At 67.7% G+C, this 21,122-nt stretch carries 14 protein-coding genes and 1 riboswitch; of the genes, 6 read left to right on the top strand and 8 right to left on the bottom strand.

Annotated elements, in window-relative coordinates:
* Positions 1–33: 33 nt before the first annotated feature.
* Both ppc and FSZ13_RS16700 read right to left on the bottom strand, forming a co-directional pair.
* On the bottom strand, positions 34–2,745 hold the full coding sequence (gene ppc / locus FSZ13_RS16705; RefSeq protein WP_145481546.1) for a phosphoenolpyruvate carboxylase: 2,712 nt from the start codon (positions 2,743–2,745) through the stop codon (positions 34–36).
* A 345-nt stretch (positions 2,746–3,090) separates the two neighbouring features.
* On the bottom strand, positions 3,091–5,610 hold the full coding sequence (locus tag FSZ13_RS16700) for a S9 family peptidase (RefSeq protein ID WP_145481545.1): 2,520 nt from the start codon (positions 5,608–5,610) through the stop codon (positions 3,091–3,093).
* 126 nt (positions 5,611–5,736) lie between these two features.
* Positions 5,737–5,824: riboswitch (S-adenosyl-L-homocysteine riboswitch) on the top strand.
* Between the two features lie 32 nt (positions 5,825–5,856).
* On the opposite strand from FSZ13_RS16700, the gene ahcY reads away from it, so the two are divergent.
* The 3 genes from ahcY (at position 5,857) to ybaK (ending at position 8,620) form a co-directional block, all read left to right on the top strand.
* Entirely contained in the window at positions 5,857–7,302 is a 1,446-nt protein-coding gene (ahcY, locus tag FSZ13_RS16695) for an adenosylhomocysteinase (RefSeq protein ID WP_145481544.1), read from the top strand.
* 162 nt (positions 7,303–7,464) lie between these two features.
* The gene (locus FSZ13_RS16690; RefSeq protein WP_145481543.1) at positions 7,465–8,022 is read left to right on the top strand and encodes a hypothetical protein; all 558 of its coding nucleotides are present in this window, start codon (positions 7,465–7,467) and stop codon (positions 8,020–8,022) included.
* Positions 8,023–8,149: 127 nt separating this feature from the next.
* Positions 8,150–8,620: a Cys-tRNA(Pro) deacylase gene (ybaK, locus tag FSZ13_RS16685; RefSeq protein ID WP_145481542.1), complete on the top strand. Its 471-nt coding sequence runs from the start codon at positions 8,150–8,152 to the stop codon at positions 8,618–8,620.
* 80 nt (positions 8,621–8,700) lie between these two features.
* Here the strand turns inward: ybaK and FSZ13_RS16680 are convergent, their stop codons facing one another.
* Both FSZ13_RS16680 and FSZ13_RS16675 read right to left on the bottom strand, forming a co-directional pair.
* The gene (locus FSZ13_RS16680; protein ID WP_145481541.1) at positions 8,701–9,258 is read right to left on the bottom strand and encodes a DUF3228 family protein; all 558 of its coding nucleotides are present in this window, start codon (positions 9,256–9,258) and stop codon (positions 8,701–8,703) included.
* A gap of 64 nt (positions 9,259–9,322) precedes the next feature.
* Positions 9,323–10,201, bottom strand: a complete 879-nt coding sequence (locus FSZ13_RS16675; RefSeq protein ID WP_145481540.1) for a TIGR01777 family oxidoreductase — start codon at positions 10,199–10,201, stop codon at positions 9,323–9,325.
* 122 nt (positions 10,202–10,323) lie between these two features.
* On the opposite strand from FSZ13_RS16675, the gene metF reads away from it, so the two are divergent.
* Positions 10,324–11,151, top strand: a complete 828-nt coding sequence (gene metF / locus FSZ13_RS16670; RefSeq protein WP_145481539.1) for a methylenetetrahydrofolate reductase [NAD(P)H] — start codon at positions 10,324–10,326, stop codon at positions 11,149–11,151.
* 53 nt (positions 11,152–11,204) lie between these two features.
* Positions 11,205–11,795, top strand: a complete 591-nt coding sequence (locus FSZ13_RS16665) for a DUF4124 domain-containing protein (RefSeq protein WP_145481538.1) — start codon at positions 11,205–11,207, stop codon at positions 11,793–11,795.
* Positions 11,796–11,879: 84 nt separating this feature from the next.
* Here FSZ13_RS16665 and FSZ13_RS16660 read toward each other — a convergent pair whose 3' ends face one another.
* From FSZ13_RS16660 to FSZ13_RS16645, 4 genes are all read right to left on the bottom strand, one after another.
* Positions 11,880–12,833, bottom strand: coding sequence for a Nudix family hydrolase (locus FSZ13_RS16660; protein WP_145481537.1), 954 nt, complete (start codon positions 12,831–12,833; stop codon positions 11,880–11,882).
* Positions 12,834–12,929: 96 nt separating this feature from the next.
* Complete coding sequence (locus tag FSZ13_RS18835; RefSeq protein ID WP_145481536.1) at positions 12,930–16,562, bottom strand: autotransporter domain-containing protein; 3,633 nt, start codon at positions 16,560–16,562, stop codon at positions 12,930–12,932.
* Between the two features lie 271 nt (positions 16,563–16,833).
* On the bottom strand, positions 16,834–19,566 hold the full coding sequence (secA, locus tag FSZ13_RS16650; RefSeq protein ID WP_145481535.1) for a preprotein translocase subunit SecA: 2,733 nt from the start codon (positions 19,564–19,566) through the stop codon (positions 16,834–16,836).
* A 164-nt stretch (positions 19,567–19,730) separates the two neighbouring features.
* Positions 19,731–20,681 carry a M23 family metallopeptidase gene (locus tag FSZ13_RS16645; protein ID WP_145481534.1) on the bottom strand — a complete coding sequence of 317 codons (951 nt, stop codon included), beginning with the start codon at positions 20,679–20,681 and terminating at the stop codon, positions 19,731–19,733.
* Between the two features lie 12 nt (positions 20,682–20,693).
* Here FSZ13_RS16645 and FSZ13_RS16640 point away from each other — a divergent pair, with 12 nt between their 5' ends.
* On the top strand, positions 20,694–21,122 hold the full coding sequence (locus FSZ13_RS16640; RefSeq protein ID WP_145481533.1) for a DUF721 domain-containing protein: 429 nt from the start codon (positions 20,694–20,696) through the stop codon (positions 21,120–21,122).

Genomic DNA, 21,122 nt, shown 5'->3' with positions numbered 1-21,122 from the left:
CTGGTAGGTATCGACCGTTGGTCGATACGTGCGTTACCCGGTGTTCTGCACGCCTTGGGAGACGCCGTTGACGCACGCCACCAGTGCGCGCAGCACCTCGTCATCCTCGCCGCCGCTTTCCCGCCAGCGGCGCAGCAGGTCCACCTGCAGCACGCTGATCGGGTCGATGTAGGGATTGCGCAGGCGGATCGACAGCGCCAGGCGCTGATCGTGCTGCAGCAGTTCCTCCTGGCCGGTGATGTCCAGGATCAGCCTGCCGGTGAGGGCCAGTTCGCGCTGGATCTGCGGGAAGAACCGGTCGTGCAGCGGACCGGACAGGCGCGAGAACTGCTCGGCGATGGTGATGTCGCCCTTGGACAGCACCATCGCGATATCGTCCAGGAAGGTGCTGAAGAACGGCCAGTCGCGCGCCATCTCCTGCAGCGTGGCCGCATGCCCGGCATCGATCGCCGCGTGCAATCCGCTGCCCACGCCAAACCAGCCCGGAATCACCGCGCGTGCCTGGCTCCAGGCGAACACCCAGGGAATCGCGCGCAGGTTGGTCAGCGCCGCGTCCTGGCCGAGTCGCCGCGAGGGCCGGGAGCCCAGCGTCATCCGCTCAATGACGTCGATCGGGGTCGCCTGGCGGAAATACTGCATGAAATCGGGTTGGCCCACGAAGGTGCGGTAGGCCTCGGCACTCTTCGCTGCCACCAGATCCATCACCGGGCGCCACTGCGCTTCGCGCGGCTCCGGCGCACGCGGACGCAGGCTGGAACGCAGCACCGCACCGGTGGACTGCTCCAGCGAGCGCAGCGCCAGCGCGCGGATGCCGTATTTGCGGTGGATCACTTCGCCCTGTTCGGTCACCCGCAGGCGGCCGTCGATGCTGCCTCGCGGCGAGGCATCCACCGCGTCGGTGGTCTTGCCGCCGCCGCGACTGATCGAGCCGCCACGACCATGGAAGAAGGTCAGCCGGATGCCGCTTTCCGCCGCCACCTCCAGCAGTTCCACCTGGGCACGCTGCAGGCCCCAGCGCGACGCGGCGATGCCGCCGTCCTTGCCGCTGTCCGAATAGCCCAGCATCACCATCTGCACGTCGTCGCGCGCGGCCAGGTGGGCGCGGTAGACCGGGTCGGCCAGCAGGTCGCGCAGCGTGTCGGTGCCACGCTGCAGGTCGTCGACGGTCTCGAACAGCGGGGCGATATCCAGCGGTACCGCGCCGGTGTCGTCGACCAGCCCGCCGCGTCGCGCCAGCGCCAGCACTGCCAGCACGTCGCTGCGGTCGTGGGCCATGGAAATGATGTAGCTGCCGAGGGCATCGGCACCATGCCGGCGGCGGGCATCGGCCAGCGCGGCGAACACTGCATCCAGGCGCTGGCCGCCCTCCTCCGTGCTCGCGGGCAGCGCCTGCTCACCGCTGGCAAACGGCGCCAGACGCTGCGCACGCGCGATCGCATCGGCGGCGTCCCAGGCGTCCTGGCCGTCCAGCACGCTGGCCAGGGCGCGCCCATGCACGCTCGACTCCTGGCGCACGTCCAGCCGCGCCAGGTGGAAGCCGAAGGTACGCACCCGCCACAACAGCCGACGCACCGCGAAGCCGCCGGCGTGGTCCCCCTTGTTGGCATGCAGGCTGTCGAGGATGAGGGTGATGTCCTCCTCCAGTTCCTGCGGCGAGGCATACGCGCCGTCGGCATCCTCCAGCGTGGCCTGCACGCGCGCGCGCATGCGGTCGTTGAGCAGGCGGTACGGCATGTCCGCATGGCGCGGACGCGAGACCACCTTCGGCAACCGCTGCTGGTAGTGCGCCACCCGGGCCTGCAGCGCATCGCTCACCGCGACCCGTTCGGTGGACTGGCTGAGCAGGCTTGCCAGCTGCAGCAGGTCTTTCTGGTAGCGGCCCAGCACGGCCTGGCGCTGCGCATCCAATGTGTTGCGGATGGTGCCGGCATCCACGTTCGGGTTGCCGTCCATGTCGCCGCCCACCCAGGTGCCGAAGCGCAGCAGCCGCGGCAGCGGCACGCTGTCGCCGTAGGTGTCCAGCAGGGCCTGCTGCAGCGATTCGTAGAGCACCGGGATCACCCGGTACAGCACCTGCACCAGGTAGAAGCCGACGTGCTCGCGTTCATCGTCCACGGTCGGGCGCACCGGCGAGGAATCGGTGGTCTGCCAGGACGCCGTGAGCGCCATGCGGAAGCGTGCCGCGTCGGCAGCCGCTTCGCCGGGGGTGCGCTGGCCATCGAGGTTGTCGACCAGGCTGGCCACCATCAGCTGCTCTTTTTCCAGCAGCGCGCGGCGCACCGCTTCGGTCGGGTGCGCGGTGAACACCGGTTCGATGTCGATGCGTGGCAGCCACTCGGCCAGTTCCTCGAGCGTCACTCCCTGCGCCTTGAGCTTCTGCAGGGCGTCCTGCAGGCCATCGGGCTGCGGCGCGGCGGTACCTGCGCGCTGGTAATCGCGGCGACGACGGATGCGGTGCACCCGCTCGGCGATGTTGACCACCTGGAAGTAGGTGCTGAACGCACGCACCATCGCTTCGGCGCGTTCGGGCGGCAACCCGGCCAGTGCATCGTTGAGGTCGGACAGCGGCGCGTCGCTTTCGCGGCGTGCGATGGCGCGGGTGCGCACCTGTTCCACTTCATCGAAGAACTGCGTGGACACTTGTTCGGCAAGCAGGTCGCCGACCAGTGCGCCAAGGCGGCGCACGTCGTCACGCAGGGGAATGTCGGGACTGGCAAAGACGATGCTGCTGCGGTACTCGTTCATCTGCGATGCACTGGCCTCGGGAACGGAATCGCATCAAGCCTAACCCAGATCGCGCGGCGATCGACGCCGTACAGATAGTTTCAATTGCATGTGTTGGTGACGGATTGCCACGCATGGCGTGGCACTACGAGGTCCACCGGAGCCGCCAACGCCATCGTCCTGCGCACGTAAAAATTCGTAGTGCCACGCCATGCGTGGCAACCGCGCGCCAGCGCGGCACAAGCATCCGAAGGCGCGTAGCATTCGTCCCCGGCATCCCTCCGACGTTCAGCAACGCCGGAGACATGCATCAGACTTTCATGAAGCAGGAACGAAGGAAAACGCCGGGCAACGCCCGGCGCCACATCATTTCATCTTCATGCCCGGCCCGATGGTCTGCTCCAGCCACCGCTCGCTCTCGGCGAGCATGGTCATCAGCGACTCGCGCGCGCGGTAGTGGTGCGACTCGTTCGGCAGCATCACCAGCCGCGCGGTGCCGCCCAGCCCCTTCACCGCGGCGAACATGCGCTCGCTCTGCATCGGGAAGGTGCCCGAGTTGTTGTCGTCCTCGCCATGGATGAAGAGGATCGGGTCCTTGATCCGGTCCGCGAAGTTGAACGGCGACATCTTCAGGTAGACGTCCTGCGCCTGCCAGAAGTTGCGTTCCTCGGCCTGGAACCCGAACGGGGTGAGCGTGCGGTTGTAGGCGCCGCTGCGCGCGATGCCCGCTTTGAACAGTCGCGTGTGCGCCAGCAGGTTCGCGGTCATGAACGCTCCGTACGAATGCCCGCCGATGGCGATGTGGTCGCGGTCGGTCACGCCGCGCCGTACCACTTCGTCCACTGCCGCTTCCGCGTTGGCGACCAGCTGCGGCAGGTAGGTATCGTTGGGTTCCTTGTCGCCTTCGCCGATGATCGGCATCGACGGGCTCACCAGCACCGCATAGCCCTTGGCCAGGAACGCCTGCGGTCCCCAGTAGCCCACGGCATTGAAGCGGTACGGCGAATCGGTCACCTGGCTGGCCGCCGCAGCGGTCTTGAACTCGCCCGGGTAGGCCCACATCAGCATCGGCAGCGGGCCGTCCTTCCTGGCGTTGTAGCCGGGCGGCAGCATCAGCGTGGCGGTCAGGTCCACCCCGTCATTGCGCTTGTAGCGGATCTGCTCCTTGCTCACCCCGCGCAGCTGCGGCAGCGGATGCTCGAAGTGGGTCAGGGCACGCGGTGCCGCCGTGGCATCGGCCAGCGACTGCACGAAGTAGTTGGCCGGGGTGTCCGGCGATTCGCGGGTCAGCAGGACCGACGTGCCTTCCTGGTCCAGCAGGGCCTGCGGCAGCGAATAGGTCGGCGCCTGCGAGTGGAAAAGCCGCGTGGCCTGGCGGGTTTCCAGGTCGAAGCGGTCCACGAACGGTCGGTCGCCTTCCGGCGACGCGCCCTGCCCCAGCAGGAAGATGCTGCGCCCGTCGGCGCTGGTCTGCAGGCGCGTGCGACCGTTCGCATCGCGCATCAGCGCGGGGCGTCCCGGGTCGTTGTAGCGGTCCTGCGAGGAGCGCTCGGACAGCAGCTGCGGTGCCTGGTCGAGCTGGTCCGGCGCGATCCGCCACTGTTTGACCACGCGCGACTTCCACCACGATTCGTTGAGCAGCGCGAGGTCGGCGCGGCCCCACTGGATGCCGGCGTAACGGCTGCCCAGCTGCGCCAGCGTGACCGGCGCGGTGTTGAACGGCGCGGCCTGCATCAGCACCGCGTCGCGCACCTTGGCCTCGCGGGCCGGGTCGCCGCCGTCCTGGGCTTCGGCCCAGACCAGCGTGGCCGGCGCGTCGGCACGCCAGCTGGCGTTGCGCACGCCGACCGGTACCGCGTCGTTGCCGGTGGGCAGGCCTTCCACCAGCGGCAGGTCGGCCAGGGTGTGCTGCAGGCTACCGTCGGCACTGGACAGCACCTCGATCCGGCGCGGGAAATCGTCGACCGGCACCAGGTAGGAGTACGGACGCTGCACGCGTTCGGCCAGCACGTGGCGCCCGTCCGGCGACACGCTCAGGTCCAGGTAGATACCGGGGCTCGACAACGCCGTGACCTGGCCGTCGAGCCCTACCCGTGCCGGCTGCGCGCGGGCATGAAAGTCGAACAGGCGTGCATCGGCCTCGTTGGACAGCAGGTCCTGGTAGGTGCGGATCGCACGCACGCCCGCGGCGGCCTGGGTCTGCTGGATCGCCGGACCGGTGGGAATGCCCCCGCTGGCGGGCGCCGGGCCGGGGTTCTTCAGCTGCTGGGTGACCAGCAGCCCGCGGCTGTCCGGCAGCCAGCCGTACCCGTCGCCGAACACCGTGTTGAGGTCGCCCAGCAGCCGGCGCGCGGTGCCGTCTGCGACGTCGACGATCCACAGTTCATTGGCACCGCTGGCCGCCTGCACCTGGTTGAAGGCCAGGTAGCGCTGGTCCGGCGACCACGCCAGCGAGGCGATCGACAGCGGCTGCGGAAGGCCGCTGATCTGGCGCTCCTTCCCATCGGCGATGTTCATCAGCCACAGCTTGTTGCCGAAGGTGAAGGTACTGGCCGAACGCGTGGCCGGGTTGATCCGCACGCCGGCCAGTTTCAGCTCGGGCTGGGCCACGTCGTTGATCGACGGCAGCGGCGGGGTCTGCAGCAGGGCGGCGATGTCGCGGCGCGGGGACAGGCTGAGCGTGGGCGCACGCGGCGCATTGGCCACCGCCTGCAGCGCGGCCGAGGGCAGCTGGTAGCCCTGGCCGGCGGGTGCGGCAGCGGCCGGTGCCGCCTTGCCGGCCACCGGTGCGGCCGCCAGCGCCAGCGGGGCGACCGCCAGCAGGGCCATGCCCACGATCAGCCGGTTGCTCCAGCGCGCGCGGCGCGTACGGTCGTTGCCTGTCATCTTTCCACCCCATGCTGTGCAAACCTTGGACCTTAACAGTGGCGCGCGGTTTGCCCCCCTGCCGATGGTTGGGGGCTGGCACCGATTCATGCCCGGGCGGTGCGCCGGGATATAATGGGCGTCCCCTCCACCGAGGGGCGCTGCGACCGCTGCCGGACCCCATCCGCACGGCCAGGCTCGGTGGCAGGGCTGGTTCCAACGGCGCCCGGCGAAGACGAGCCATTCGTCCATTACCGGAGCTTTTGCATGAACGCTGTTGCCAAGACCTTCTCCACCGAAGGTGATTACAAGATTGCCGATATCGCGCTGGCCGACTGGGGCCGCAAGGAACTGGATATCGCCGAGCACGAAATGCCGGGCCTGATGTCGATCCGCCGCAAGCACGCCGCCACCCTGCCGCTGAAGGGCGTGCGCGTGACCGGTTCGCTGCACATGACCATCCAGACCGCCGTGCTGATCGAAACGCTGAAGGACATCGGCGCCGACGTGCGCTGGGCGTCGTGCAACATCTTCTCGACCCAGGACCACGCCGCTGCGGCGATCGCCGCCTCGGGCACCCCGGTGTTCGCCTGGAAGGGCGAAACCCTGGAGGAATACTGGGACTGCACGCTCGACGCGCTGACCTTCACCCTGGCCGACGGCACCCTGACCGGCCCGGAGCTGGTGGTCGATGACGGCGGCGACGTCACCCTGCTGATCCACAAGGGCTACGAGCTCGAAAACGGCAGCACCTGGGTCGACGAGAAGGCCGCCTCGCACGAAGAACAGGTGATCAAGAACCTGCTCAAGCGCGTGGCCAAGGAGCGTCCGGGCTACTGGACCCGCGTGGTCAAGGACTGGAAGGGCGTTTCCGAGGAAACCACCACCGGCGTGCACCGCCTGTACCAGCTGGCCCAGGCCGGCACCCTGCTGATCCCGGCGATCAACGTCAACGACTCGGTCACCAAGTCCAAGTTCGACAACCTGTACGGCTGCCGCGAGTCGCTGGCCGACGGCCTGAAGCGCGCGATGGACGTGATGCTGGCCGGCAAGGTTGCCGTGGTCTGCGGCTACGGTGACGTGGGCAAGGGCTGCGCGGCGTCGCTACGTGCCTACGGCGCGCGCGTGGTGGTGACCGAAATCGACCCGATCTGCGCCCTGCAGGCGGCAATGGAAGGCTTCGAGGTCAACACCCTCGAATCGACCCTGGGCCGTGCGGACCTGTACGTCACCACCACCGGCAACAAGGACATCATCCGCATCGAGCACCTGAGCGCGATGAAGGACCAGGCCATCGTCTGCAACATCGGCCACTTCGACAACGAAATCCAGGTCGACGCGCTGGTCGCCTTCCCGGGCGTGCAGCACATCAACATCAAGCCGCAGGTGGACAAGTATGTGTTCCCGAACGGCAACGCGATCTTCCTGCTGGCCGAAGGCCGCCTGGTCAACCTGGGCTGCGCCACCGGTCACCCGAGCTTCGTGATGTCCAACTCGTTCGCCAACCAGACGCTCGCGCAGATCGACCTGTGGGCGAACAAGGACAGCTACGAGAAGAAGGTGTACCTGCTGCCGAAGAAGCTGGACGAGGAAGTGGCGCGCCTGCACCTGGAAAAGATCGGCGTGAAGCTGACCACCCTCACCAAGGAACAGGCCGATTACATCGGCGTGCCGGTGGAAGGTCCGTTCAAGCCGGAGCACTACCGCTACTGATCGCGGTTTGCCGACTGAGAGTCGGCACAACCCGGATTCGACGGGCGCCTTCGGGCGCCCGTTTTCGTTATGGGGGCTTCACCCGGAGTGCACCCTGCCCTTACATCCGCGCCGGGATCATCAGCGTGCGGGGGAATATCTGGGTGCATTCCGGAGATTTCCATGAATATCAAGTTCTTACTTCCCGCAGTGCTGGTGCTGTGCGGTGCCGCTTGCATGTCCCCGGTCCACGCCGCCGACTATCGGTGCATGGTGTTTTCCGGTGCAGATGGCAAAACGCCGGAAGCGAGCTCCAACGCGGACGGGAAATACGCCGTCAAGGCGGCCGACCTGAAGGCAGCGGAGGCCGGTGCGCTGGCTGCCGCCTCGCGCTACAAGAAGAACAGCGTCACGCTGACCAAGGCCCAATGCGATGCGGTGGCAGGGGCATCGAGCACTGCGACGTCGGAATCTTCCGCGCCTGCGCCTGCTCCTGCTTCTGCCCCAGCACCGACGGCAGCCGGAGGCGGCACGACGATGTACTGCATGCTCTACGACGGGCCTGAGTTCGTGAGGCCGCCTGCGGCTCTGCAGGCGGAAGAGATGATCTGGCGGGTGCCGGTCAAATCAATCCAGAGTGCTGAGGACGATGCGTTGGCACTTGCGAAGGCGCAGGGCAAGAAGGTCGACAGTGCAATGTGCGAAGGCAGTGTCGCGGCTTTCAAGAGCGAGAGTTACTGACGTGGGTCCCCCGCAGGCATCCCAGGGTGTCTGCGGGGAGTCCAGCTGGCCTGCACGATAGTCCTGGTCAAGCCACATCCGGCGCGCGCCGCTACGATGCGTGCATCCCGGCAACGCGCGACCTGTCATGACCCCGGCCATCAATCTGCTCAAGCAGCACGGCATCGCCCACCGCGTCCTTTCCTACCACCATGATGCCAACGCCACCTCCTATGGAGGCGAAGCGGTGGAGCAGCTGGGGCTCGACCCCGCAACGGTGTTCAAGACCCTGCTCGCCAGTACCGAAAAGCACGAGCTGTTGGTGGCGATCGTGCCGGTCAGTGGCTCGCTGGATTTAAAGGCATTGGCCGAGGCAGCGGGTTGCCGCAAGTGCGAAATGGCGGCCGTGGACGCGGCCCAGCGCGCGACCGGTTACCTGGTCGGCGGGATCAGCCCGCTGGGCCAGAAGAAGAAGCACCGCACCTTCATCGATGCCAGCGCGCAGGCGCTGCCGGTGATGCACGTGAGTGCCGGGCGGCGCGGGCTGGAGGTGGCGTTGGCGCCGGCCGATCTGGTCGCATTGACCGAAGGGCAACCGGCACGTATTGGAAGGCCGTAGAGCCACGCCCTGCGTGGCTGCGCGGTGCCCGAACGAAAAGCATCCACGCAGGGCGTGGATCTACGCGAACGGGAATCCGATCACGGCCGCCAGTTCGCATTGTTTTCCCAGAACGCCACCGCGCGCTGGTACGCCTCGCGGTCCAGCGGCACGCCCGATCCGCCCTCTTCCACCCCCAGCGCATTGCGCATCATGGTGATCGGCGCCATCGGCACTTCGTCCGGCTCGGCGGTGTAGATGCAGCCGACGATGCCCCAGTCCGCGTCGATCGGCGAGCCCTCCTTCGCCAGTTGTTCGGCGCTGTACAGGATCACCACCAGGTAGTTCGCGCGCGGCGACTGCACGCCTTCGAACCAGCGCACCAGCACCGGCAGCTCGTCGCGGTTGCGCGCCTCGTAGGCGCTGCGGAGCTGGTGGCGGTTGGCGTCGGTGATCGGCACGGTCAGGCAGCGCGTCGACGTCCAGTTCTCGTACACGTAGAGCTTGCAGAACGGCGCATAGCCATCGAGCACCTTGAACGGCGCGTTTGCGTTGAGATGCGCCTGGAACTGCTCGGCGCTGCAGTCCTGGATGGTGTTGGCGCGTGGCACGCGCGGAAACAGGCGGGGACGGGCGAAGTCGGTCAGGACGATGGACATGGCGCACACGGCTGGAAAACAGGCGCACAGGGTAACCGTTGCGCGGCCAGCTCCGCTGGCGTGCTCAGTCGAGGATCGCGCGCAGCGCACCGTCCAGCGTCGGGTGGCGGAAGCGATAGCCTTCCTGCAGCGCACGCGTCGGCACCACCTTCTGGCCGGTCAGCAACAACCCGGCCATCTCGCCGAACCCGAGCCTGAGGGCGAACGCCGGCGTCCGCACCAGTGCCGGGCGCCCCAGCGCGTGGGCCAGGGTGCGCGCGAACACCGCGTTGGTGACCGGTTCGGGCGCAGTGCCATTGAAGGCGCCACGCATCACCGGATCGGCCAGCAGCCACAGGATCAAGCCGACCAGATCCGCGCGGTGGATCCAGCTCATCCACTGCCGACCATCGCCCATCGGTCCGCCGAGGCCGAGCCGGAACGGGGGCAGCATCCGCGCCAGCGCGCCACCGCCGCGGTCGAGCACGATGCCGGTGCGGAGCACGCAGGTGCGCACCCCCAGTTCCTCCGCCTTGACGGCTTCGGCCTCCCAGTGCCGGCACAGCATCGCGGCGAAGTCGTGGCCGGGCGATGCGGCCTCGTCCAGCGCCGTGTCGTCGCGGGGCCCGTAGTAGCCGATGGCCGAGCCGGAGACCAGCACCTGCGGGCGGGTCGGCAGCCCGCGCATCCACGCCAGCAACGCCTGGGTGGTGCCGACCCGTGAATCGAAGAACGCCTGCTTGCGCGCCGGGCTCCAGCGGCCTTCGGTCAACGGCTCGCCGGCCAGGTTGACCACGGCGTCGACGACACCGACCGCGTCCAGCGCCGCGACAGGGCGCACGCCCGGCTGCCCGCCGCGGGCGGGGTTGCGGGTCAGCACCGTGACCTGGTGGCCCTGTGCCAGCAGCCGCTGGCACAGGGCATGGCCGATGAATCCGGTGCCGCCGGTGATCAGGATGTCCATGCATGCACTCCGTGGGATGCCCCCACTGTACCGACCCGACCTGGAACGGCGCATGCACCCACTTTTACATTCATCGCGATGAAGCGATATGATGGGGTCAACACCCGCCGTCGCCGCCGCCCATGACCGCCCTCAGCTTCGAGTTCTACCCGCCCAAGACCGACGAGCAGCGTGCCCAGCTCGACCGCACCGCCGCCCGCCTGAAAGCCTACGCACCGGAATACGTGTCCTGTACCTTCGGCGCCGGCGGCTCGACCCTGAGTTACACCTCCGAGACGGTACGCCACCTCAAGCAGCACCACGGGTTCGAGGCGGCGCCGCACCTGTCCTGCGTGGGCGGCAGCCGTGAGGAGATCCGCGAACTGCTCAAACTGTACCGGGCGATCGGCTGCCGCCGCATCGTCGCGCTGCGCGGCGACCTGCCTTCGGGCATGGGCCACCCCGGTGACCTGCGCTATGCGAGCGAGCTGATCGCCTTCATCCGCGCCGAGCACGGCGATGCGTTCCATATCGAAGTCGGCGCGTACCCGGAAACGCATCCGCAGTCGGACGACGCGCTGCGTGACCTGGCCTATTTCAAGGCCAAGATCGACGCCGGCGCCGATGCCGCCATCACCCAGTACTTCTTCAACGCCGACGCGTATTTCCACTTCGTGGATGCGGTGCGCAAGCTCGGCGTGCAGGTGCCGATCGTGCCGGGGATCATGCCGATCTCCAACTTCAGCCAGCTGCGCCGCTTCTCCGAGCAGTGCGGTGCGGAGATCCCGCGCTGGATCGGCAAGCGCATGCAGGCCTACGGCGACGATGCCGATGCGGTGCGCGCCTTCGGCGCCGAGGTGGTCGCCCAGCTGTGCGAGCGGCTCGTCGCCGGCGGCGCGCCGGGCCTGCACTTCTACACCCTCAACCTGGCCCGCCCGACCACCCAGGTGTTGAAGCTGCTGGGCCGCTGAACACGGCGCCGTCCGTGGCTTGCAGATAACGCAGGCGCCGCTACCCTGCTGCGATGAGATCGTTCGTGATGCTGCTGATATCGCTGTGCATGCTGTGCTGGGCCCCGTGGGCCCACGCGCAGGCGCAGCGCGTGAACCGGTGCACCAACGCGCAGGGTGAAACGGTGTTCACCGACCGCAGCTGCGACGCGCTGGGCGCCACCGCGCGGATGCCGGCGCGCGCCTCCTCGGTGGGCAACACGGGTATCTACCGTGCCGGGTGTGCGCGCCGGCTGAGTGAACTCACCGGGCAGATCCGCGACGCGGTCAGCCTGCAGGACGTCAACCGGCTGTCGTCGATCTACCTGTGGGGCAACGTCTCCGACGCCACCGCCAACCAGATCATCGGCCGGCTGGAATCGGTGGTGCAGCGGCCGCTGATCGATATCGCACCGGTCTACCCGGAGGCGCCGGTCGCCCCTGCACCGTTGCCGGTGGATCCCAACGCGACGCTGGCCGAGGCGGTGGAGGCGACCGCGCCGCCGGTCGGCAGGCCGCGTCCGATCGGCTTGCGGCTGGAACAGACGCTGGGCAGTACCGCCACCCCGGCGCGGACGGTGTTCGGGCTGCGGCGTCAGTACGGGTGCTTCTGGATCACGCTGTAACGCCTGGGTCTGGCACGGCAGCCACGCAGGGCGTGGCTCTACGCTGGGGACCGGTAGGGCCACGTCCTGCATGGCTGCGCCGCGTCAAGCGGGCCAGTACGCCCGTATTGCAGCTACGCCCTGCGCGCCGTGGCGGCGCGCCTGCACGATGTCGTCGGCGCCCAGGCCGCCCAGCGCGTAGATCGGCAGGGACACCTGGGCGCGCAGCGCTTCGAAGGCCTCCCACCCCATCGGGGTGGCGCCACGATGGCTGTCGGTGGCCTGGACCGGGCCCAGCACGGCGAAGTCGCAGCCCAGCCGCTGCGCCGCCTGCAGTTGCGCCAGGTCATGGCAGGACGCGGCCACCAGCTGGTCGGCCGGCAACGGCCGCGCGTCGAGCTGCAGCAGCTGTTCAGCGCCCAGGTGCACGCCCACGCCAAGCCGGCGCGCCAGCTCGATATCGCGGTTGAGCAGCCACTGCACGCTGCCGCGATGGCGTGCCACGGCCTGTTCGGCCAACGCTACGCGGGCGGGGCTGGCCGGGGTGCGCAGCTGCACGCGGCGAACGCCGGCCTCCAGCGCGCGTGCCAGACGCGCGTACCAGTCCTGGTGCGCGGCGGCGTCATCGGTCGTCGGCTCGGGCGTGATCAGGTAGCGGTCCGGATGGCGCAGGGCCGCCACTACCGGAAGGTCGGCCGGCGGCATCGAATAGCGCGACAGCCTGTCCGGCGCCACCCACGTGATCGCCTGGCCTTCGCGGCCGCGCGGCGAGCCCTTCCAGCTGCGGATATGCCGCACTTCCAGGCGCAGGTGCTTGTCCGGGTAGAGCTGGGGCACGTCCATGATCCAGTCGCCGACCTCGGCTTCGATCCCCAGCTCCTCGCGCAGTTCGCGCACCAGCGCCTGTTCGGAGGTTTCGCCCTGCTCACGCTTGCCGCCCGGGAACTCCCACAGGCCAGGCATGTCGCGGTTCTCGGTACGGCGGTTGAGCAGGATGCGGCCGCGGGCGTCGGTGATGACGCCGGCCACGACGTGGATCGATCGTTTGGGGGATGGCATGCGGCCAGAATGCCCAATCGGCCGGTGCATGCGCAATGCCGGACAGACGAAGGGCCCCATGCGGGGCCCTTCGGGTGGTTCAGGAGGCGGGTTCGATCAGAACGCCACGTTCCAGTTCAGCTGGGCCCCCACTTCGCGCTGGCCATCGCCGGCACGGCCCTGCGCGAACATCGACAGGCGGCTGTTGTCGGAGGTGTTCACCGACACGCCCAGTTCGGCGATGCCCACGTTGCGCGCCAGCGGCAGGCCGCTGACGGTGAAGCTGTCGCTGCCCGCCACGAAGCGGTTGCGCGAGTCGGCACGCAGTTCGCCGGCGGCGTTCTGCCAGGCCAGGCCGGCCTCCAGGCGGGCGCCGTCGGTCTCGCCGCCGCTGATGTCCCACGCGGCGCGGATGCCGGCGGTGGTGGTCCAGGCTTCGTCCTTGCTGGACGACACCGACAACGCTGCGGTGCCGCCGGTTTCAACGGCGGCGTCGCTGGACAGGCGGGCGTAGGCCACGGCCAGGTACGGGGTCAGGGTCAGCGCGTCGAGCTGGATGTCCCAACCGCCTTCGGCGAACGCCGACACCGCGTGCGCGTCATGACGGCTGTCCAGGGTCTGCTCCCAGGACGTGCCGGCACCCAGCTCGCGGCGGGTTTCCAGCGCGTAGTCGGCATAACTGGCGCCACCGTTGATCCAGGCCTGCTCGCCGCGGAAGCCGGCATACAGACCACCGTGCACCGCATCGACCTCGGTGATCGCACTGCGATCGCGGATCTGCTGGCGCAGCGATTCCGGGCCGCCGGCCACGCCGACGGTCCAGCGGTCGCCGAAGGTCCAGTCGTAGCCCACGATCAGGCCCTGGCGGGTCTCCTGGGTGCGCGAGGCGGTGCCGTCACCGTCCTGCCGCTTGGAGGCGCCACTGCCGGCCACCCACACCGAGGAGCCGTCGAGCTTGGTGTCCGGGGTCGGGCGCAGGCGCTGGGAGATGCCTTCGCGCAGGAAGCGGTCGTCCAGCAGCAGCGCCCGCTTGCTGGCGTGCAGCTCGCCCCCCAGGTCATCGAAGGCAACCAGCGCACCCGCCTCGTCCAGCATCAACAGGCCGTTGTAGAGGGCCAGCGCGTCGCCGGACTGCTGCAGCGAATCCAGCGCGGCCGCGGTGGCGCGCTGGTTGCCGGTGACGGCGACCGCGCCGAACACGATCGGCGGGGTCACGCCCGGGGTGCCCGGCGTGACCGGAGTACCGGGGTCGACGGGGGCGACCGGGGTCACGGGGATGCCGGGGTCGACGGGAGGAACCGGGTCGACCGGCGTCACCGGGGCATTCACCGCGATGGTCAGCAGCACATCGTTTCCGGTCTGGGTCAGCGTCGGCGTGATGAATGCCGAGTTGGAGATCGCATCGTCGAAGCCCCCCTTGAGGCCTTCCGCGGCGTTGAGGATCGTGTAGGTGTGGCCGTTCTGGTAACTGGCACCCGGATCCAGGCCGGTGACCCGCACACCGGTAGCGCCCGCGATGCCCCCCAGGCCAGCCCCCTTGCCGATGAAAGCCGTGCCGGTGACCTTGATGAAGTCGGATTGCCCGTTCCCGAGCAGGTCGACGTCATAGAACGCCTTGCGTGCGACGCTGTCCGCCGTCACGCCGCCCGTATTGAAATAAAGATTGCCCTCGATGTTGATCGTGCCGATGCCGCCATCGCCCGGCGAGAGCACGCCGCCGTTATGGACCTCGGCCCCACCGATCGTTGCATTGCCCGCAAGCACACCGCCGTCGCGGATCACCAGCAACGAGCTGCGCTCCACCTTGCTCTCGTTGCCGTAGTTGATGGTCCGGTTGAAGCCCGCACTGCCGTTGAGCACCAGCGTGCCGCCGGACACCTGCGACCATTGGACCGGCGACTGGCTGCCAGGCGCGAGGTTCTCCCCGGTATACATGTCGCCATCGATGCGCAGGGTGCCACCGCTCACATCGACCGTGCCACTGAAGTCGGCCAGATCGCCGTTCAAGGTGGTGGTACCGGCAACGTTGGCGATACGGCCGCCGGACCCGCGCAGCGTGTTGCCCAGGGTGATCTCGTCGGTGTGGTTCAACACCAGCGCGCTGCCGCCGCCCTGCATGACGATATCCGCGCTGCCGGGCAGGCCGGCCGACTCGGCCGTGGCCCAGACCGGGCTGCCATCCACCACCGACCAGGTATCGAGGCCTCCACCGAGGACCACGAAGCCCGACGTCCCCAGGACCAGGTCGCCACCCGCCTCCACGCGACCGCCGTTTGCCAGGTTGAGGAACCCGAACGGTTCGCCGACCAGATGGCTGCCGACAGTGATGTCGCCGGTGGCCTCGATGACCGAGCCGGCGCCGCTTACGCGGACCTGCTCGTCCACGACCTTGATCGCGAAGGTCATCGTATTGCTGCCTCCGGACACCAGCAGCGTGCCGGTGTTGATCCGCGCGCCGTCGAGTACGTTCACCCCCGTGCGGATGTCCAGCTCGCCCTGGTTGGTCCAGCGGCTGCCGGCGCCGGTCAGCATGGCGGTGCCGCTGGCGCTGAGCGAGTCGCGGATACGCGCCGAGTTGGAGCGGATTTCACCACCGTTCTCGACCAGCAGCTGCGTGCTGGAGATGACGCGGTCGCCGCTGAGCAGCGAGCCGGGCCCCGTCACCTCGATGCGGCCGGTGCGGGCGTCGGTGCTGGGCAGGCCCTGGTTGTCTTCTGCGGTGACGTTGCCGGCGACCGCCACCTGGGCGCCCTCTTCGACACGCAGCAGGCCGTTGCCGTTGCCCGAGACGCGCAGCGCATCCGTGGTGATCGTGGTACCCGCGCCGCTGGCCAGCAGCGAGCCGACTGCATTCTGCGCTTCGCCGACGCTGATCAGCTGCGCGGCCACGCTGCCCTTGTTGCGCACTTCCACCTTGCCTTCGCCGGTGCCGGCGGCACCGATGACCAGGTTGCGACCGACATTGACGCTGCCGCTGTTGACGAACAACGCACCCTTGCCGGCCTCACCGACGCGCAGCTCGTTGTCGCGGACCAGCAGCTCGCCGCCCGAGACCACATTGACCGTGCCGACGCTGCCGGCTGCGTTGCCGATGCTCATCGCGAACGAATTGCCGACCGGCGGCGCGGCCAACGTGGTCTCGACGCGCGCACCCTTGGTGACGGTGAGGTAGCCGACTCCCTCGCGACCGACCAGCAGCTGGCGCGCGGTCAGCAGCGAGCCCGCGTCGTCCACCTGGACGATACCGGTGCCGCCGGCGAGATAGCCGAGCGACAGTGTCGACCCCATCGTGGTCTGGGCACCGTTGTACAGGCGCAGGGCGCCGGTGCCGGCTTCACCCACGCGCACCACGGCACCGTTGACGGTCAGCGCGGACGTGGGACCGTACAGGCGAAGCTCACTGTTGCTGCCGGCCGCGGTGCCGAACGACACCGGGCCGTTGGAGGTCAGCTTGCCGCCGTCGCGCAGGTCAACCAGCACCTTGCCGTTGGGACCGACACGGAACCCATCGACATAGCCGCGGGTGTCGGTGATGGTCTCGTGCGCGGTGAAGTCGTAGACCGCGGCGAACGCCGAAGGCAGGGACGCGGCCGAAAGACCCAGCGCGACCAGCATGGCGGCACTGAGGGAGGAACGACGGCGTGCGCCGCCGGTGGCCGCTGCGGACGCGGAATGTGTGGAGGTAAGTTCGGATGCAACCTGCATCTGGCCGGTGGCGTGGTTGAACACCAGGCGATAAATCCTGTTCATGAAGCTCCATGGATGGCGAATCAGGGGAACGCGCAGTGGCGCGCTGGCCCCGTCGCGAATGCAATGCTCGCAACAGGGGCTGAAACGATAGTGGGATGTCGTAGTTGAGCCAGTCGGCGTGATCTGACACACGGGTGGGCATGTCCCGCTGTTTCTTGTCAGTTTTTCCTGAAACCTGACGTTGTGTGGTGTAGATCACAGAACATCTGCGTCTTCCCGTCGCGTTGCACGCGGGGCGCAAAAAAAACCCCGCTTTCGCGGGGTTTTCAGATCAGGTCAGCTGACCGTGGCAGTGCTTGTACTTCTTGCCGCTGCCGCAGGGACACGGATCATTGCGGCCGACCTTGGGCTCCTCGCGGGTGACCTGGCCGACGCCGTTGCGCTGCGCTTCGACTTCCGCGGCTTCTTCGTCGGCGCCGTAGCCGCCCACGTTCTGGTGCTGGAACTGCGACTGCAGCAGGCGCGCTTCGGCCTGCTGGCGTTCGGCCGCTTCCAGCGCCGCCACTTCCTCTTCGCTGCGGATGCGCACGCGCGCGAGCAGGGTCACCACTTCGCGCTTGACGTTCTCCAGCATTTCCGAGAACAGCTCGAAGGCTTCCTTCTTGTATTCCTGCTTGGGCTGCTTCTGCGCGTAGCCGCGCAGGTAGATGCCCTGGCGCAGGTAATCCATGCGCGCCAGGTGCTCCTTCCAGCTCTGGTCGAGCACGGTGAGCATGACGTGCTTTTCCAGCGCGCGCATGGTCTCTTCGCCGACGCCGGTTTCCTTCTGCTCGAAGTGCTCGTCCACCCGCGCCTGCACCTTGTTGGCGATGGCTTCGGCGTCGAGTTCCTCGTGCTGCTTGACCAGCCCGGTGACGTCCATCTGCACGCCCAGCTCCGAGGCCAGGGTAGCCTCCAGGCCCGGCAGGTCCCACTGCTCGTCGATCGAGTTCGGCGGCACGAAGCGCGCCACGATGTCGAAGATGACGTCGCCACGGATGCCGTCGACGTTGTCCTTCACCGACTCGGCGTCGAGCAGTTCATCGCGCTGGGCGTAGATGACCTTGCGCTGGTCGTTGTTGACGTCGTCGAAGTCGAGCAGGTTCTTGCGGATGTCGAAGTTGTGCGCTTCGACCTTGCGCTGCGCCTTTTCGATCTGGCGGCTGACCAGGCGGTCTTCGATGACGTCGTCTTCCTTCATGCCCATCATGCGCATCGCCTTCTGGACCCAGTCCGAGGCGAAGATGCGCATCAGGTTGTCTTCCAGCGACAGGTAGAAGCGCGACGAACCCGGATCGCCCTGGCGGCCGGAACGACCACGCAGCTGGTTGTCGATACGGCGCGATTCGTGGCGCTCGGTACCCACGATGTGCAGTCCGCCGGCGCTCTTGACCTGCTCGTGGCGGGCCTGCCAGTCGGCCTTGACCTGGGCGCGCTGCGCGTCGGTGGCTTCTTCGCCCAGCGCGTGCAGCTGCGCTTCCAGCGAACCGCCCAGCACGATGTCGGTACCGCGACCGGCCATGTTGGTGGCGATGGTCACCGCACCGGGCATGCCGGCGTTGGCGATGATGGTCGCTTCGCGATCGTGCTGCTTGGCGTTGAGCACTTCATGGTGCACGCCGGCCTTGCGCAGGTGCTCGGACAGCATTTCCGAGGTTTCGATCGAGGTGGTGCCGACCAGCACGGGCTGGCCGCGCGAGTTGCATTCCTGGATGTCGGCCAGCACGGCGTTGAACTTGCCGTTGCGGTTGAGGAAGACCTGGTCCGGCGAGTCCTTGCGGATGGTCGGGCGGTTGGTCGGGATGACCACCACTTCCAGGCCGTAGATGCTCTGGAATTCGTAGGCTTCGGTGTCGGCCGTACCGGTCATGCCGGACAGCTTCTTGTACATGCGGAACAGGTTCTGGAAGGTGATGCTGGCCAGGGTCTGGTTCTCGCGCTGGACCGGCACGCCTTCCTTCGCTTCCACCGCCTGGTGCAGGCCGTCCGACCAGCGACGCCCGGCCAGGGTACGGCCGGTGAATTCGTCCACGATCACCACTTCGCCATCGCGCACGATGTAATCGACGTCGCGCTGGTAGATGGCGTGCGCGCGCAGCGCGGCATTGAGGTGGTGGACCACGGTCAGGTTCTGCGCCGCGTACAGGCCTTCGGTCTCGGCGCTGAGGATGCCGGCCTCGACCAGCAGCTGCTCGGCGTGCTCCATGCCCGCTTCGGACAGGTGCACCTGCTTGCCCTTCTCGTCGACCCAGAAGTCGCCTTCGCCTTCTTCGGCTTCCTGGCGGATCAGGCTGGGCACCACGCGGTTGACGCGGATGTACAGCTCCGGGGAGTCGTCGGCCGGTCCGGAGATGATCAGCGGGGTGCGCGCTTCGTCGATCAGGATCGAGTCGACTTCGTCGACGATGGCGTAGTGCAGGCCGCGCTGGTAGCGGTCGGCACGCGACAGCGCCATGTTGTCGCGCAGGTAGTCGAAGCCGAATTCGTTGTTGGTGCCGTAGGTGATGTCGCTGGCGTAGGCCTCACGCTTGTCGCTGTGCGGCATGCCCGGGTAGACCACGCCGACGCTCATGCCCAGCCAGTTGTACAGCTTGCCCATCTGCGCCGAGTCGCGGCGGGCCAGGTAGTCGTTCACGGTGACCACGTGCACGCCCTTGCCTTCCAGCGCGTTCAGGTACACCGGCAGCGTGGCCACCAGGGTCTTGCCTTCACCGGTGCGCATTTCGGCGATCTTGCCCAGGTGCAGGACCATGCCGCCGATCAGCTGGACGTCGTAGTGGCGCATGCCGAGCACGCGGCGGCTGGCTTCGCGGCAGACCGCGAAGGCTTCCGGGAGCACCTTGTCCAGGGCTTCACCGTCAGCGATGCGCTGCTTGAATTCCGGGGTCTTGGCTTTGAGCTGCTCGTCGGAGAGCTTTTCGATGTCCGGCTCCAACGCATTGATCTTGGCGACGATGCGGTTGAGCTGGCGCAGCTGGCGTTCGTTACGACTGCCAAAGACGCGGGTAAGCAGGCTGTTGATCATTGAAGGAACCGGTTGGAATGAGACGCCCCAACGGCGACGCTCCACCCGGAGCCGCCCGCCGCAAACGAAACAGGGCGCATCGCGCCCTGTCTATGGCAACACCCATTGTAGCTTGGGACGAGGGCGCTGGGTTTCAAGCGCCTTCGATCCGCCAGATGACCTCCTCAGCCGCGGGAGACCCGCCCGACCGGGGTATTGCCGCCATCACCCAGGAATTTGCGCGGATTGACCACCTGGCCGCGTTCCCAGACCTCGAAGTGCACGTGGGCACCAGTGGAACGGCCCGTGGAGCCGGCCTTGGCCACTTCCTGCCCGGCCCGGACCAGGTCGCCGGCCTTCACCACCAGGCGCGAGTTGTGCGCGTAGCGGGTGACGTAGCCGTTGCCGTGGTCGACGTCGACCACGTTGCCGTAGCCGCCCTTCACGCCGGAGAAGCTGACCACGCCGTCGGCCACCGACATCACCGGATCACCGACCTTGGCGTGGAAGTCCATGCCCTTGTGGTTGCCGCGACCGCGACCGAACGGGTCATTGCGGCCGCCGAAGCCGGAGGTCACGTAGCTGTTGCGGATCGGCATGCGACCCGGCACCGCGTTCTGTTCCAGCTGGTGGTCGAACAGCAGCGACTCCATCACCGACAGCTGGCGACCTGAAGCAGCGAAGCGCTGCTCCAGCACCTGTAAGTCGGCGTTGACCTCGTTGACCGGGATGTCCTGGGTCGGGCCGGGTTCGCCTTCACCGAGGCCGGGGGTCTCGTTGAAGTCGAACTCGCCGTCTTCCAGCTTGCCCATCTGGGTCAGGCGTTCGCCCAGGGCGTTGAGCCGGGTGGCCTGCGCCTGCAGCTCACCCATGCGGGCGGCGAGCGCATTGACCTGGGTCTGGGCGTCCTGCTGGGCCTTGGCCAGGTCGCGTTCCTGCTGGGCGACCTTGGCGTGGAGCCGGGAATCATTGAACATGCTGCCACCCAGACCGGCACCGAAGCCGATCAGGCAGCCCAGGCCAAGCACGCTGCCCAGCAGGGCACGGGGCCTGTCCTCGAAGTAGAAACGCAAACGCGCAAGCGGCGTCTTGGCCTGTCCTTCACGCGTTTTGATTACGATCTTTTTAAATGCCATCAGTGAGTTTTCATGTCTGAGCCGAAATCCAGTGCCCGTCCTGCATCAACACCGAAGCCGGCGCTGGATGCAGTCATGGGAGACAAAGCCGGCAATCCGCTGCGTCGTGCCCTGTGGCTCGATGCGCTGGACCGTCAGTTGCGCCCCCATTTGCCGCCCACCCTGGCCACCCGTTGCCGGCTGGCGAATGTAAACGGCGAACACCTCGTTTTTGTCGTCGACTCCGCTGTGTGGCACGCCAAGGTCCGGCTTGCCGAAGCACAGTTGATCGACGCGGCCCGTTCCATCGGGCTGAAGGTCACCAAGGTGACCGTCAAAACTGCGGCTGCCCCTCCTCCACGCTCCCCAGCGATCGACAACAGGAATGGCCCCCACGCAGTTTCAGCCGCCACGCACAAAGGGCTACGCGACGCGTTGGCTTGCCTGAAGGATGTGGAGTGA

Source organism: Stenotrophomonas rhizophila (assembly GCF_007667275.1).
In the GTDB taxonomy this organism is placed as follows: Bacteria; Pseudomonadota; Gammaproteobacteria; order Xanthomonadales; family Xanthomonadaceae; genus Stenotrophomonas; species Stenotrophomonas maltophilia_AE.
This window is presented reverse-complemented; position numbering and strand designations above follow the sequence as displayed.

What these genes read in the sequence shown, in the direction of transcription:
- FSZ13_RS16640 (WP_145481533.1), top strand. Translation starts at nt 20,694, where the DNA reads ATGTCTGAGCCGAAATCCAGTGCCCGTCCTGCATCAACACCGAAGCCG.
- FSZ13_RS16645 (WP_145481534.1), bottom strand. Translation starts at nt 20,681, where the DNA reads ATGGCATTTAAAAAGATCGTAATCAAAACGCGTGAAGGACAGGCCAAG.
- FSZ13_RS16660 (WP_145481537.1), bottom strand. Translation starts at nt 12,833, where the DNA reads ATGCCATCCCCCAAACGATCGATCCACGTCGTGGCCGGCGTCATCACC.
- FSZ13_RS18835 (WP_145481536.1), bottom strand. Translation starts at nt 16,562, where the DNA reads ATGAACAGGATTTATCGCCTGGTGTTCAACCACGCCACCGGCCAGATG.
- FSZ13_RS16690 (WP_145481543.1), top strand. Translation starts at nt 7,465, where the DNA reads ATGAATATCAAGTTCTTACTTCCCGCAGTGCTGGTGCTGTGCGGTGCC.
- secA (WP_145481535.1), bottom strand. Translation starts at nt 19,566, where the DNA reads ATGATCAACAGCCTGCTTACCCGCGTCTTTGGCAGTCGTAACGAACGC.
- ybaK (WP_145481542.1), top strand. Translation starts at nt 8,150, where the DNA reads ATGACCCCGGCCATCAATCTGCTCAAGCAGCACGGCATCGCCCACCGC.
- ppc (WP_145481546.1), bottom strand. Translation starts at nt 2,745, where the DNA reads ATGAACGAGTACCGCAGCAGCATCGTCTTTGCCAGTCCCGACATTCCC.
- FSZ13_RS16680 (WP_145481541.1), bottom strand. Translation starts at nt 9,258, where the DNA reads ATGTCCATCGTCCTGACCGACTTCGCCCGTCCCCGCCTGTTTCCGCGC.
- metF (WP_145481539.1), top strand. Translation starts at nt 10,324, where the DNA reads ATGACCGCCCTCAGCTTCGAGTTCTACCCGCCCAAGACCGACGAGCAG.
- FSZ13_RS16700 (WP_145481545.1), bottom strand. Translation starts at nt 5,610, where the DNA reads ATGACAGGCAACGACCGTACGCGCCGCGCGCGCTGGAGCAACCGGCTG.
- FSZ13_RS16665 (WP_145481538.1), top strand. Translation starts at nt 11,205, where the DNA reads ATGAGATCGTTCGTGATGCTGCTGATATCGCTGTGCATGCTGTGCTGG.
- ahcY (WP_145481544.1), top strand. Translation starts at nt 5,857, where the DNA reads ATGAACGCTGTTGCCAAGACCTTCTCCACCGAAGGTGATTACAAGATT.
- FSZ13_RS16675 (WP_145481540.1), bottom strand. Translation starts at nt 10,201, where the DNA reads ATGGACATCCTGATCACCGGCGGCACCGGATTCATCGGCCATGCCCTG.